Source organism: Nonomuraea sp. MTCD27, from assembly GCF_041950495.1.
Classification (GTDB): domain Bacteria; phylum Actinomycetota; class Actinomycetes; order Streptosporangiales; family Streptosporangiaceae; genus Nonomuraea.
The window spans coordinates 311,815-324,642 of sequence record NZ_JBGNUW010000003.1 but is presented as its reverse complement, the minus strand read 5'-3'; the positions used below and the strand labels follow the sequence as shown (position 1 = coordinate 324,642).

The 12,828-nt window shown below is 74.6% G+C and carries 11 protein-coding genes; 1 reads left to right on the top strand and 10 read right to left on the bottom strand.

The annotated features are described in order from the left end of the window. Positions 1-20: 20 nt before the first annotated feature. The 4 genes from secD to kstD all read right to left on the bottom strand — a co-directional run bounded on the left by secD (position 21) and on the right by kstD (position 5,876). A complete protein-coding gene (secD, locus tag ACBJ59_RS09560; protein WP_375109789.1) occupies positions 21-2,243 on the bottom strand; it encodes a protein translocase subunit SecD in 2,223 nt (740 codons plus the stop codon). 39 nt (positions 2,244-2,282) lie between these two features. Further along, positions 2,283-2,624 carry a hypothetical protein gene (locus ACBJ59_RS09555; RefSeq protein ID WP_375109788.1) on the bottom strand — a complete coding sequence of 114 codons (342 nt, stop codon included), beginning with the start codon at positions 2,622-2,624 and terminating at the stop codon, positions 2,283-2,285. Between the two features lie 20 nt (positions 2,625-2,644). Then, a complete protein-coding gene (locus ACBJ59_RS09550; RefSeq protein ID WP_375109787.1) occupies positions 2,645-3,958 on the bottom strand; it encodes an MFS transporter in 1,314 nt (437 codons plus the stop codon). A 151-nt stretch (positions 3,959-4,109) separates the two neighbouring features. Beyond that, on the bottom strand, positions 4,110-5,876 hold the full coding sequence (kstD, locus tag ACBJ59_RS09545) for a 3-oxosteroid 1-dehydrogenase (protein ID WP_375109786.1): 1,767 nt from the start codon (positions 5,874-5,876) through the stop codon (positions 4,110-4,112). Between the two features lie 153 nt (positions 5,877-6,029). Here kstD and ACBJ59_RS09540 point away from each other — a divergent pair, with 153 nt between their 5' ends. After that, positions 6,030-6,404: a BlaI/MecI/CopY family transcriptional regulator gene (locus ACBJ59_RS09540; protein ID WP_375109785.1), complete on the top strand. Its 375-nt coding sequence runs from the start codon at positions 6,030-6,032 to the stop codon at positions 6,402-6,404. A gap of 119 nt (positions 6,405-6,523) precedes the next feature. Here ACBJ59_RS09540 and ACBJ59_RS09535 read toward each other — a convergent pair whose 3' ends face one another. The 6 genes from ACBJ59_RS09535 to ACBJ59_RS09510 all read right to left on the bottom strand — a co-directional run bounded on the left by ACBJ59_RS09535 (position 6,524) and on the right by ACBJ59_RS09510 (position 12,717). Next, positions 6,524-7,819, bottom strand: coding sequence for a BtrH N-terminal domain-containing protein (locus tag ACBJ59_RS09535; RefSeq protein ID WP_375109784.1), 1,296 nt, complete (start codon positions 7,817-7,819; stop codon positions 6,524-6,526). A 213-nt stretch (positions 7,820-8,032) separates the two neighbouring features. After that, a complete protein-coding gene (locus ACBJ59_RS09530; protein WP_375109783.1) occupies positions 8,033-8,575 on the bottom strand; it encodes a dihydrofolate reductase family protein in 543 nt (180 codons plus the stop codon). A gap of 91 nt (positions 8,576-8,666) precedes the next feature. Beyond that, positions 8,667-9,929 (bottom strand): erythromycin esterase family protein, encoded by a 1,263-nt coding sequence (locus ACBJ59_RS09525; protein WP_375109782.1) that lies wholly within the window; start codon positions 9,927-9,929, stop codon positions 8,667-8,669. Positions 9,930-10,047: 118 nt separating this feature from the next. Then, positions 10,048-10,779, bottom strand: a complete 732-nt coding sequence (locus ACBJ59_RS09520; RefSeq protein ID WP_375109781.1) for a class I SAM-dependent methyltransferase — start codon at positions 10,777-10,779, stop codon at positions 10,048-10,050. 31 nt (positions 10,780-10,810) lie between these two features. Beyond that, positions 10,811-11,482, bottom strand: coding sequence for a response regulator (locus ACBJ59_RS09515; protein WP_375109780.1), 672 nt, complete (start codon positions 11,480-11,482; stop codon positions 10,811-10,813). Beyond that, positions 11,482-12,717 (bottom strand): sensor histidine kinase, encoded by a 1,236-nt coding sequence (locus ACBJ59_RS09510; protein ID WP_375109779.1) that lies wholly within the window; start codon positions 12,715-12,717, stop codon positions 11,482-11,484. The genes ACBJ59_RS09515 and ACBJ59_RS09510 overlap by 1 nt, the downstream gene beginning before the upstream one ends. Between the last annotated feature and the right edge of the window lie 111 nt (positions 12,718-12,828).

Genomic DNA, 12,828 nt, shown 5'->3' with positions numbered 1-12,828 from the left:
GGAGCTCGGGCCGGGTGCCATCACACCACCGCGCCCCGCGGCACCTGCGGCTTCGCGGACGCGGGCGGGGGGCGCCGGTCGAACCTGCCGAGCAGGATCGCCGCCGGCCCGGCCACGAAGGCCGACGACAACGTGCCCGTCACGATCCCGGCCACCAGCGCCAGCGCGAAGTCACGCAGCGAGTCGCCCCCGAAGGCCATCAGCGCGAGCAGGATGAACAGCGCCCCGAGCCCGGTGTTGACGGTACGCGGCAGCGTCTGCAGGATCGCCCCGTCGACCGCCGCCGCGAACGGCACGCGGGCCGTCCACAACTCCCTGACCCGGTCGAACACCACCACCTTGTCGTTGACCGAGTAGCCGACGACGGTCAGCGTCGCGGCCAGGAACACGCCGCCGACCGGCTTGCCCAGCCACGCGAACAGCCCCGCCACCACGGCCACGTCCACCAGCAGGGCCAGCACGGCCGCCACGCCGAACGTCCACCGGAACCTGGCCGCCAGGTACACCAGCTGCATCGCCACGGCCACGCCGAGCGCGACGAGGGCGTTGCGGCGCAGCTCCTCGCCCAGGCTCGGGCCGATGAACTCCTCGCGCCGCTTGGTCACCTCGCCCGCCTGGCCTTCGAGCGCCCGCTCGATCCCGGCCACGTCCTCGATGCCGAGCCGCGTGGCGCGTACCGAGACCCCGTCGTCGCCCGCCTGCACCACCGCCGTCGGGAACCCGGCCCGCGCCACCGCCTGCCCGGCGGCGTCGGCCGAGATCGGCCTGGAGGTGGCGAACTCGACCAGCCGCCCGCCGGTGAACTCGACGCCGAAGTTCAGGCCGCGGGCGACCAGCCCGGCCACGGCCACCGCCGCCAGCCCGCCCGCGATCCCCAGCCACACCTTCCCGGCCCGCATGAGCTGCGGGTTCCGGCCCGCCAGCCACGTCCGGACGGTCCCGGCCGAGCCGAGCCCCGACACGCGCGGCCGGATCCGGCCGATGACGGCCTGGACGAGCACGCGGGTGATGAGCAGGGCCGAGACGAGCGAGGCGAGCACGCCGACGGCCAGGGTCACGCCGAAGCCCTTGACCGGGCCCGAGGCCAGCCAGAACAGCAGCCCGGCGGCGATAAGGGTGGTGACGTTGGAGTCGGCGATCGCGCTCCAGGCGTTCCGGAAGCCCCGGTCGAGCGCCGCCCGCAGCCCGCGGCGGGGCGCCTGCTGGTACTCCTCCCTGGCCCGCTCGAAGACCAGCACGTTGGCGTCGATCGCCATGCCGATGGCCAGCACGAACCCGGCCAGCCCCGGCAGCGTGAAGGTCGCGCCCATCGCCACCAGCGCCGCGTACGAGATCAGGCCGTAGCAGGCCAGCGCGAGCACCGACAGCAGCCCGGCCAGGCGGTAGGCGGCCACGATGAAGACGGCGGTCAGGACCAGCCCGGCGACCGCCGCCCTGGCGCTGGCGTCGATGGCCGCCGCGCCGAGCGTCGGGCCGACCGTCCGCTGCTCGACGAGCTGGAGCGGCACCGGCAGCGCGCCGCCCTTGATCAGCACGGCCAGGTCGCGCGCCTCCTCGTGCGTGAACGAGCCGGTGATGTCGGCGCTGCCGCCCGGGATCCCGGTACGGCAGGGCACGGACGGATCGAGCGGCGGCGAGGAGATGACCTCCTTGTCGAGCACGATGGCGACCCTGCGCCGCGGGTCGTCTGGAGGTTGGCAGGCCGCCTCCCCGGTCAGCCGCTGCCAGGCCCCCTCATCACGGAAGTCGATGCTCACCCACCAGCCGGGGCCGCGCTGGGGGTCGCTCCGCTCGGCGGCGTCGCTCACCCCGTCGCCGGTGATGGCCGCGGGCCCGAGCTTCAGCAGGCCGCCGTTCTCGTCGCGGAACGCCGACCGGTCGCCCGGCTCGGCCGCGCCGAGCACGGGGTGGAAGGCGAGCTGCGCGGTACGGCCGATGACCTCGGCCGCCTGCCGCGGGTCGAGCACGCCGGGCAGCTCGACGATGATCCGCCGCTCGCCGGAGCGGACCAGGGTGGGGTCGACCACGCCGAGCGCGTCCGCCCGCCGGCGCAGCACGTCGAGCGCCCGGTCGGTGGCGGCGGCGTCGGCCCCGACGGTCGGCGAGTCCCTCGTCTCGAAGACGAGCTGGGTGCCGCCGCGCAGGTCGAGGCCCAGGCGCGGGGCGGCGGTAAGGGTGATCGCTAATGAGATCGCGATGACGGCACACGCCGCCACCGCACGCCAGAACGGCGCACGGAACATGGAAGCCTCCACAGGCTCGGAAGTGCGGAAAAGGGATCTTCAGCGCACTGTGGAGGGAGGCGCCCGCGCCGCCGCGGCGGGCGGCCTGCGGGCCTCGGGGGCGTCGGCGCCCCGGTCGGGGACGAGGACGGCCCACGGGGACCGGAAGCCGGGCAACCCGGACCCGGGCGCGGCGGCCGCGCCGGTCACGGTGTTCGGGCCGGCCCAGGCGCGTACGGCGGGGGCCGGGTGCGGGACCTGCCGCACCCCGGAATGTTGCTGCTCGGCCCGCCAGGTCGCGGTCTGCGCGGCGGTCACCTGCTGGACCGTCTGCGCGTGGGCGGCGGCCGGCAGGAACCAGGACAGGAGGAGGAGCAGCGCGGCGGGCAGCCTGGTGCGCATGGACCCCCTCCCTTCGGGGCTCACCCTAGCCCGTCCGGCGTCGAAGGGCGCCTCGATGCCCGCGGACCGATCACGGCGCCCGCGCAGGCGATGAGCAGGCCCGCGGCCAGCAGGGCGGTGACCGGGCCGGCGCTCTGGGCGAGGGCGGCCAGCGCCAGCCCGCCGACGATCTCGCCGCCGGTCTCGGCCTGCGAGAGGAACGACTGCACGGTGGCCCGCACGTCGCTCGTGGTGCGCCGGTTGACCCAGACCACGCTCGCGACCCGGGTGAGGGGGTCGCAGATCCCGGTCACGAGCAGCATGCCGAGCCCGCCGAGCAGCGCGACCGGCGCCCAGGCGAGCACGAGCAGGCCCAGCACGCCGGCGAGGCAGGCGAGCACGTAGGCCCGTCGTACGACGCCCGCGCCGCCGATCCGGCCCTCGACGGCCCGCAGCGCGACGACCCCGGCCAGCGAGGCGAGGATCCCGAGACCCGTGTACCAGAGCGTGGGATCGCCGGCCGGGAATCCGAGGGCGACGAGCTGCCTGGGGAAGATCCAGGTGATCATCGTGGCCCCGTTGACGATCATCGTGGCGGCGAGCACGAGCCGGATCTCGCGGTCCCGGCGGGCGAGGGCGAGACCGCGCCGGAGGGTCGACAGCGAGGCGGCCCGCCGGCGGTGGGTCACGGGGGTGAAGCCGCGCTCGGTGAAGCGGGCGGCGACGTACAGGCCGGCCAGCGCGACGCCCGCGCCCGAGACGACGATCGCCACCCACAGACCGGCCGCCCAGCCGAGCACCCCGAACACCACCATCCCCGCCGCCCCACCGGCCAGCTCCCAGCGAGCCGCGGCGGCCAGCACCCGCGCGATCCCGTCCGGCCCGGCGGGGTCGCCGGCGGGCCGCCCGGCGGGGTCGCCGGCGGGCCGCCGGGCAGGGTCGCCGGCGGGCCGACCGGCGGCGCGGTCCGGCCCGGTGAGCTCGTCGGTGAGCCACGCGACGTCGGCGCCGGCCGACAGCGCCCAGCCCAGCCCCCACAGCACCTGCGTCACCACGATCCACGGGAAGGCGGTCACGAAGCCGGTCATCACCATGCCGGCGGCCAGCAGCCCGTGCCCGGCGACCAGCGACCACCGGCGGCTGACGGTGTCCGACCAGGCGCCCGCGGGGATGTCGGAGACCAGCATCGTGGCGGCCACGACCGTGCCGAGAAGGATCAGCTCTCCGGCGGAGAGCCGGGCGACGACGACGAAGTAGAGGCTGGAGGCGAGCACGTAGCCCCGGTGGGACATGGCCCGCAGGAACGTCCAGAGCAGGAACGTCCGCGCCGCGCCCATGCCCGTGCCCACGCCCATGCACACGCCCGTCAGCCCGGCACGCGCCGGATCCCGCTCGCGGACCCGGTGACGACGACCCTGGTGGACTTCATGACCTGCCTCCGGCGGGCGGACGGCGCACCCCGTCGATCGACGCTACTGGGAGGTCAGGTCCGAAGTCGTGTGGTTTTCAGGCGACGGGGGTGCCGGCGAGGTCGTTCGCCGCGACGTACCCGAAGGTCATGGCCGGTCCGAGGGTGGAGCCGGAGCCGGCGTAGCTGTGGCCCATGACGGCGCCGCTGGCGTTCCCGGCCGCGTACAGGCCGGGGATCACCGAGCCGTCCGCCCGCAGCACGCGGGCACGGGCGTCGGTGCGCATGCCGCCCTTGGTGCCCAGGTCGCCGGGGACGATCTTGAAGGCGTAGAAGGGCGGCAGCCACAGGGGCGCCAGGCAGGGGTTGGGCTTGACGTACGGGTCGGCGTAGTAGCGGTCGTAGGCGCTGTCGCCGCGGTGGAAGTCGGCGTCCCGGCCCGCCAGCGCGAACCCGTTGAAGCGGGTGATCGTGGCGCGCAGGGCCGCCCTCGGCACCCCGATCCGGTCGGCGAGCTGCTCGATGGACCAGGCGCGGTGCACGGCGCCGCTGTCGTACCAGGCGTCGGGGAAGGGCAGCAGCGGCGCGACGTCCTTGAACAGGTAGCGGTTGCGGTAGTTCTGGTCGACGATCAGCCAGGCGGGGATGTGCGGCGCGGACGGGGTGTTGCGGTCGTACATGGTGTGCACGATGTCGCTGTACGGCGCCCCCTCGTTGGCGAAGCGCACGCCGTTGCCGTTGACCATGACGCAGCCCGGCAGGGTGCGCTCGGCCAGGCAGAAGTACGGCTCGTCGGGCAGCGGGATCACCGGGCCCCACCAGGCGTCGTCCATCAGGTCCAGCGCGGCGCCGGCCCGCTCGCCGGCCTCGATGCCGGCGCCGGTGTTCTCCTTGGCGCCGATCGTCCAGTCGGTGCCGATGGGCTGGCGCTGGAACTCGGCCCGCATCGCCGCGCTGTGCTCGAACCCGCCCGACCCCACGATCACCCCGCGCCGCGCCCTGACCAGGCCGGCGGACGTGACCACGCCCGCGACCCGGCCCGCCTCGACGTGCAGGTCGAGCAGGGGCGTGTTGAGCCACACCGGCACCCCGGCCGCGAGCAGCCCGGCCCGGAGGCCGCCGGCCAGCGCCTGCCCCATGGTGAGCGGCTGCTCCCCGCGCAGCGCGGCTTCGGTGCCCCGCAGCAGGCACGCGGCGGACACCTCGATCCCCTTCGGGTGGACCGCGCTGAGCGTCAGCCACTTGTAGTCGGCGCTGAAGACGACCATGCCGGCCGGGGTGGGGATGTACGGCGGGTTGAGGCGGGCGAGCTCGGCGCCGAGGACGCGGCCGTCGAGCTGGTCCGGCTCGATGGAGCGCCCGTCCGGCATCCCGCCGGGGAACTCGGGATAGTAGTCGGAGTAGCCCTGCATGAACCGGAACCGCAGCGGGCTGTTGCGCATGACGAACGAGATCATGGCCGGTCCGGCGGCGAGGAACGCCTGCTGCCGCTCGACCGGCACCGTGCCGCCCACGACGCGCGCGAGGTAGGCGGCGGCCTTGGCGGGGGTGTCCGGCACGCCGGCGGCGAGGATCACCTCGTTGCACGGGATCCAGATGCCCGCGCCCGACCGGGCCGCGGAGCCGCCGAAGGTGGGGGCCTTCTCCAGCACGACGGTGCGCAGGCCGCGCTTGGCCGCGGTGAGCGCGGCGGTCATCCCCGCGGCCCCCGCCCCGACGACCACGACGTCGTAGTCGGCCTCGGCGTACGCGGGCGTCTGCCCGAGCGCCGCTCCGGTCACCAGGATCCCGCCCGCGACGAGCAGGGTGCGGCGGCTGTGCCCGGCGGCGGTCAGGCCCTCGGGGGCCGGCACGGCAGGTCCCATCGATCGATCCCCTCACCTCTGGGAGAGCCTGGTGGCCCCCTCGCCGTACCGAAGCATGCGCTTGGTTGGTTTCGGTGTCAACCGCAGGTCCCGGCGGACGTCTACGATCGCCGGTAGCATTGGGCGCAGCGCGGTTGGAGGGGGGCCTGTCACATGGCGCGCGGCCTGGGAGAGCTCGAGTCCACGATCATGGATCACCTGTGGGCCACCAAGCAGCCCGCCTCGGTCAGGGACGTCCTGGAGCACCTGCGCCGGGAGCGCACCCTCGCGTACACGACGGTGATGACCGTGATGGACAAGCTCCACACGAAGGGCCTGCTCAAGCGCGAGGCGGTGGGCCGGGCCTACATCTACGAGGCGGTCTCGTCGAAGGAGGCGTACACCGCCGAGATGATGCGCGAGTCGCTGGCCAGGAGCGGCAACCGGGCGGCCACGCTGGTGCACTTCCTCGAACGGCTCACGCCCGAGGAGGCCGGCGCCCTGGAGGCGGCCCTGCGCGTCTACCCGCCCAAGGGCCACGCCTCCTAGCAGCAGCGACCCTACGAGCAGCCGTAGTAGCCGCCCGTCCACCGGCACGCCGCGAGTTCGGCGGGATCGTGGCGGGCGTGCCGGCCCCGTGCCGGAACGGCACGCCCGCCCCGTCCCCGTCAGGCCGTCAGTTCGGCCAGGCGGGCGACGGCCGCCCGTTCGGCCTCGTGGACGGCGCCCAGGCGGGTGCCGAGAGCCGCGAAGAGCGGGGCCGGGTCGCCGGCCGCGGCGAGGGAGTCGTTCGCGGCGGCGCGGGCCGCCCACAGCTCGCGGGACGCCCGCGCGGCGGCCGGGTCGCCGGCGGTGCCGTCCGCCATGACGCTCTCCTTGATCGCGGCGGTCAGCTCCCGGATCCGCGCGAACTCCGGCACCTCGGCGGGCAGCGCGGTCTCCGCCAGGTCGTGCCAGAGCGCGTGGATCTCCCGGAACCGGCCGGCCAGCTCCTCCAGCGCGGGCCGCTCCAGCAGCGTGGCGGCCTCGTCCAGCGCGTCGGCGAACAGGTCGCGCAGGTTCCCGCCGTCCATGCCCACCGGCTCCGCCCCCTCCCAGACCGACAGCAGGGCGTCCGCCAGCCCCTGCCGGTCGGCGAAGACCTTCGGCCACGCCTTGGCGTTGCGGGTGTCGGTCAGCAGCCGGGCCCACTTGCGCCAGGCGGGCAGCGAGAAGGAGTCGGAGGCGGCCGACAGGTGCTCGGCGCAGTCGCGCAGCCCCTCGCGGGCGGCGCCCGCCAGGTTGGCCTCGTCCGGCTCGGCCTCGCCGAGCACGTGCAGCACGTTCCCGTACGAGCCGACCCGGGCCCGCGCGGCGTCGAACCGCTCCTGGGGGATGTGGATCGGCGCCTGGCCCCGGTCGTCCAGGAACACCCCGTCCGCGTCGCGCCGGTAGGCGACCACCGGGTGGCCGCCGTGCCCGTCCAGGGAGGCGGGCAGGTGCCAGTAGCCCAGGTGGTAGCGGTCGGGCAGGACCACGCAGGGCCGGCCGGCGTCCAGCTCCGCGGCCAGCCGCCGGCTCGCCGCGCGGACCCCGGACGTGCGGTGCTCCTCGTACGGCACCCCGAGGCGGCCGAGCGTCTTGGCCATCCAGCGGTCGTGGTACTGCCACTGGTTGCGGAAGCCCAGCGTCACGTGCCGGGCCCCGTCGTGCTTGAACTCCCACAGGATGTACCCGGCTCCGATGCCCCCGCCCGCCAGGAACACCAGCGGCTCGCTGACGACGGCGCCCTGGTTGAGCAGGACGGCGGCGATCGCGGCGCTGGACGGGTGCCGCCCGCCCGAGAAGCGCCATCCGCCGTCGGCGGCCGTCGCGGCGGCACCGACCGCAGGGCCGACGACGTGGTGGCGGGCCGTGGTGTAGCTCTCGCCCGTCTTGGCCATCCGCGCCCGGATGCGCGCCTTGAGCTGCTTCTTGCTGGTCATGTACGGCTCTTCCCGCGGCCATCGCCAGGGCCCGGCCCACGCCCGCGGCCCGTGGCGGCCGCGAAAGAACGCGGACCGGTCGGAGCGCGGCTCCCGAGGCGCCTGACGTCCCCTTTGCCCCCGCGTCGGGCGGGTCGCGTGGGGACCCGCTCTGGAGGTTCGGCGGGAGAGGGCCGCCGTGCAGCGGATATTAGTACACCGCCGCCGGCCGGCCTAGGGCTTGAGCCCGTAGGTGAGGACGATGATGCCCGACTTGAAGCGGGTCGTCTCCAGCAGGTCGAGGTGCGTGAGGTCCACCAGGCCGTCGAGCAGCCGGTCGCCACCGCCGGCGATGGTGGGGAACATCCAGAAGTGGAACTCGTCGACCAGCCGGTTCTCGATCAGCGTGCGGTCGAGCGAGCCGGTGCCGAACTTCAGGATGTTCTCCCCCGGCTGCCGCTTCAGCTCGGCGACGGCGGCGGCGACGTCCCCCTGGATGAGGGTGCCGTTCCAGGCGTCGGCGTCCTTGAGCGTGGTGGAGGCGACGTACTTGGGCATGCCGTTGATCCGGTCCGTGTACGGGTCGCCGGAGCGGCCGGGCCAGACCTGGGCGAACCCCTCGTACGTCTCGCGGCCCAGCAGCAGCGCGTCGGCCCCGAACAGCAGCTTCGCGCCGTAGCCCTGGTGCTCCTCGTCCCAGTAGGGCGCACCCCAGACGTGCGGGTCACCGATGACCCCGTCCAGCGTGACGAACGTCGATTCGACGAGCTTCCTCATGGTGGTCTCCTTCTCGGTCGGCCTGGCTGATGGAATGTAGCCTGGCCCGAGCCGCTTACCGAATCCCGACGATGTTCTTAAGGCCGGGTTCTCAAGGCCGCGCAGGCAGGGGCGTACAGGGCGTGATCACCTGGCGGTGCACGATCACGTCGAACCACCCCGCCAGCGAGCCGCCGGACATGTACGAGCCCTGCGGCCGCGCCGGTTCGTAGGCCGCGTACCCGCGCACCTTCGCCGGCCCGCGCAGCCACTCGCGCACCGGCTCCGGGGCGTCGGCGCGCAGGTCCACCGCGTACTCGTCGAGGCCGGCGGCGCCGAAGACGCGGTTGGCGAAGCCGGGGTCCGGGCGCGGCACCGGCGCCGGGGCGGTGCCGCAGCCGCGTCCCGCGTTCAGCGTCCCGTGGTCGAACAGGACGCCGACGGACCGGTAGCGGTCGCCGTACCAGCGGCGCAGGTGGGAGCCGGCGCTGTCGAACGTGATCGCCTCCCCGCCGAGCGTCACCCGCAGGCGCGGCGCGGCGGCCGTGTGCGCGGAGGCCGCCCAGTAGGCCACCTTGTCGCCCGTGTGGCGCTGCCACCAGCGCAGGTTCTCCGCCGCGCGGCTGTCGCGGTAGGCGTAGTTGTCCCGGAGGCTGAAGCCCTCGTACCAGGACAGGATCTGCCGGGCGTGCTGCACGGCCAGTCGCTGCTCCCTGGTCCGGGGCAGGCGCGCGACCAGCTCGTACACCTCGCGAGCGTGCCGGATGTAGGGGCGCTTGTCGGTCACGTCCAGGTACCACATCAGGTTCCGGTGCGTGTCCTCGTGGCGGGGGCGGATGGGCTCCAGGTGCCGGCCCAGCCTGCCGAGCAGGGCGGGGGCGGCCTTCGTCACGTAGGAGGAGACGGCGTCGTAGGCGAGGGAGCGGGTGGCGTAGTACTCCACGCCGACAAACTGGACCTTGTCGTCGTGGCCGGCGTTGTACGCGCGCAGCCAGGCCAGCACCTCGCGGACCTCGGCCGTCTGCCAGGTGGTCGTCAGCTCGCGCATCAGGGCGTCGAGGTCGCCCTCGCCGGTCAGGACGTACCGGTTGACCCGCACGCCCGTCGTCCAGTCCTCCTCCCAGGCGATGGAGCGGAACCCCAGCTCCGTCACCAGGAGGCGCAGGGTGCGGAACTTGAGCGTGGACTCCTCGTGGGTGCCGTGGGACGACTCCCCCAGGCCGACGACGGTCGCGTCGCCGATCATCTCCCGGGTGACCTGCGGCCGGGCGTTCTGCCTGAGCCAGTCGACGACCTCCGGGTGGGCGGCCGGAGTGGCGGCAGGGGTGGCGGCAGGGGTCGCGGCCAGGACGCCTGCGACGAATAGACGGAACATGGTGACCCCGTTCTGGGATGGGACGGTGAGCCCCCAGAATCCCCGCCGCACCCGTGGGCGCGCGTCCGCCGGGCGGCCCATCGCGGGCTGCGCCCGGCGGCGTAGGGGTTCTCCCCGATCAGTCCTCGGGGCGCCGGGCCAGGAACACGAACTCCCGGCCGGGCCGGTCCGGCGCGTCGCGTACCTCCTCCAGGGTGTAGCCGCCGGCCGACAGGTCCGCCTCGACCTCGTCGCGCTCGCGGAAGCGCAGCGTGGAGTCCGACGTGAGCACCTGCCCGTCGGAGGCGAACACCCACGTGCCGCGGAAGGTCACCAGCGGCCCGCTGACGTCGAGCAGGTCGTACCACTGCTCCACCCGGCCCAGCCCCGGCAGCTCGGCGACCTGGTACGTCGCCGCCCGGTTCCACTCCAGCCAGGCCTTCCTGGCCGGGTCGCGGGTCTCGAACACCAGGTGCCCGCCGGGCCGCAGCGACGCACGCACGGCGGCCAGCGTGGCCCGCCAGTCCGCCGGCTCGACGATCGCCTGGGCCACGTTCGCGGTCATCGTGGCCAGGTCGGCCCGCATCGGCGGGAGGGTCGTGGCGTCGCCGTGGATCCAGCGCACGCGCTCGGCGCCGGGCTTGCCCCGTGCGACGTCGAGCGAGGCCGCGGCCGGGTCCACCCCCGTCACCTCGAGGCCGCGGCCGGCCAGCAGCAGCGCGAACGTGCCGGTGCCGCAGCCGACGTCGAGCACGCTGCGCGCGCCGAGCTCGGCGGCGATCGCGGCGTAGACCTCCAGGTCGCCGCGGTCGGGGTCCAGCGGGTCGTAGACGGCGGCCAGCCGGGGGTGTTCGAAGATCGCGTCAGCCATGCGGCCACGATACGCGCGGGCCCGATCCGGGTTACGGGTGAGGGTGCCGGGACACCCAGACCGCGAGCTGGGTGCGGTCGCGCAGGCCGAGCTTGCGCAGGCAGTTCGAGATGTGGTTCTTGGCGGTGCCCTCGGTGATGTGCAGCCGGCGCGCGATCTCCCGGTTGGCCGCGCCGGTGCCGATGAGCAGCGCGATCTCGTACTCGCGTGCGGACAGGCCGCACGGCGGCTCCGCCGCGTCCGGCTCCCGCCCGGGGACGGGGGCGGTCGTCTTGCGCAGCGCGCTGACGAGCCGCTCGGTCGCCGCCCCGCCCAGCACGGTCTCCCCCCGCGCGGCCCGCCTGATCGCGGCCACCAGCTCGTCCGGCGGCGTGTCCTTCAGCAGGTAGCCCTTCGCGCCGGCGCGGAGCCCGCCGAAGATGTAGTCGTCGTCGTCGAACGTGGTCAGGATCACCGGCGCGACCTCGGGGAACTCCGCCCGCAGCCGGGCGACCAGCGCCACGCCGTCCATCCCCGGCATGCGGGCGTCGACGAGGGCCACCTGCGGCCGCACGGCGGCCCCGGCCAGCCAGCTCAGCGCCTCCTCGCCGCCGGCCGCGGCGGCGGCGACCTCGATGCCGGGCTCGATCTCCAGGAGCTTGCGCAGGCCCTCGCGCATGAGGATGTGGTCGTCCACCAGCAGGACGCGGATCGCCGTCGCCATCACACCGGCACCGTCGCCTTGAGCGTGAACCCCTCGCCGCGGGCGCCGACCACGTCCAGCACCCCGCCCACGTCCCGCAGGCGTTCGCGCAGGCCGTGCAGCCCGAACCCGTGCTCGGTGGCCCCGGGCTCCGCGCCTGTGCCGTCGTCGGAGACCGTCACCTCCAGCCGCTCGGCCGTGCAGTCGAGCGCGACCTCGATGTGCCGGGCACGGGAATGGCGCAGGGCGTTCGTGAGCCCCTCCTGGACGACCCGATAGCAGACCAGCGCGCGGTTCTCGTCCACGTCCGGCCAGGTGCCCGTCACCGTGAAGGCGACGCCGGTGTCCCCCGAACCGAACGACTCGGTCAGTGCCCGCAGGGCGGCGGGTCCGGTGAGGCCGTCCATGCGCAGCGGCTTGAGCGCGCGTACCCAGCGGCGGGTGTCGGTCAGCGCCTCCCGGGTGAGGGCCTGCGCCTGGCCGACCTCGTCCCAGGCGTCCTCCGGGCGTACGGTGCGGTAGCGCCGGGCGTTCTCCAGGCCCACGTTGATGACGGTGAGGTAGTGGCCCACCGAGTCGTGCATGTCGCGCGCCATCCGCGCGCGCTCCTCGGCGACGGCCAGCTCGCGCGAGCGCGCCGCGTGCCGGCCCAGCTCGGCGTGGGCCCGCTCGAGGTCGGCCAGCAGGCGGCGGGTCTCCTCCGCCCGGCGCTGAGAGTCGAACATCGCGACCACGGCCACGAGGAGCACCAGGCACAGCAGCAGCATGACCGTGCCGTCGGCGACCGCCGCGAGCACGGACTGGCGGGGGTTGAGCAGCCCGACCACGACGTTGAGCAGGGCGGCGACGACGGCGTAGCCGAGGGCGCCGCGCAGCCCGAGCACGACCAGCGCGTTCGCGACCGCCAGCCCCACGATCAGCAGGGCCGCGGCCCCGCCCGCCGACATGAGCAGCAGCGACACGGCCAGGAACGCCACGGTCACCGCCCTGCGCGCGAGCGGCGCCCTCGGCCGCCACGGCAGCAGCGTCCACAGGACGGCGCCGGGCAACAGGGCGGCGGTGCCCGCGTAGAAGAGCACCTGGTGCAGCAGCCGGCTGTCCGGCGGCAGGTCGCCCACGACCGGGAGGGCGCCGGCGAACACCGCGGCGCTGACGGCGACCGAGACCCAGAAGAAGAGCCCGAACACGAGGGGCGGGCGGCCGCCGGAGAATCCCACCCAGCCGTCCAGGTCCCGGATCGATCGCACCTGCCGCATATGCGGGAGCATAACCATTCCGTTCCCGCAGGGCAGCGTGCCGATGGTCATGTCCGTGAGCATGACCCGGGTCATGCTCACGGACATGACCGGTACGTGCCCCGCGCGGGA

Coding starts and splice junctions, on each gene's coding strand:
- ACBJ59_RS09540 (WP_375109785.1), top strand. CDS start 6,030: ATGGCGCGCGGCCTGGGAGAGCTCGAGTCCACGATCATGGATCACCTG.
- ACBJ59_RS09555 (WP_375109788.1), bottom strand. CDS start 2,624: ATGCGCACCAGGCTGCCCGCCGCGCTGCTCCTCCTCCTGTCCTGGTTC.
- ACBJ59_RS09510 (WP_375109779.1), bottom strand. CDS start 12,717: ATGCGGCAGGTGCGATCGATCCGGGACCTGGACGGCTGGGTGGGATTC.
- ACBJ59_RS09530 (WP_375109783.1), bottom strand. CDS start 8,575: ATGAGGAAGCTCGTCGAATCGACGTTCGTCACGCTGGACGGGGTCATC.
- ACBJ59_RS09525 (WP_375109782.1), bottom strand. CDS start 9,929: ATGTTCCGTCTATTCGTCGCAGGCGTCCTGGCCGCGACCCCTGCCGCC.
- ACBJ59_RS09550 (WP_375109787.1), bottom strand. CDS start 3,958: ATGGGCGTGGGCACGGGCATGGGCGCGGCGCGGACGTTCCTGCTCTGG.
- ACBJ59_RS09520 (WP_375109781.1), bottom strand. CDS start 10,779: ATGGCTGACGCGATCTTCGAACACCCCCGGCTGGCCGCCGTCTACGAC.
- kstD (WP_375109786.1), bottom strand. CDS start 5,876: ATGGGACCTGCCGTGCCGGCCCCCGAGGGCCTGACCGCCGCCGGGCAC.
- ACBJ59_RS09535 (WP_375109784.1), bottom strand. CDS start 7,819: ATGACCAGCAAGAAGCAGCTCAAGGCGCGCATCCGGGCGCGGATGGCC.
- ACBJ59_RS09515 (WP_375109780.1), bottom strand. CDS start 11,482: ATGGCGACGGCGATCCGCGTCCTGCTGGTGGACGACCACATCCTCATG.
- secD (WP_375109789.1), bottom strand. CDS start 2,243: ATGTTCCGTGCGCCGTTCTGGCGTGCGGTGGCGGCGTGTGCCGTCATC.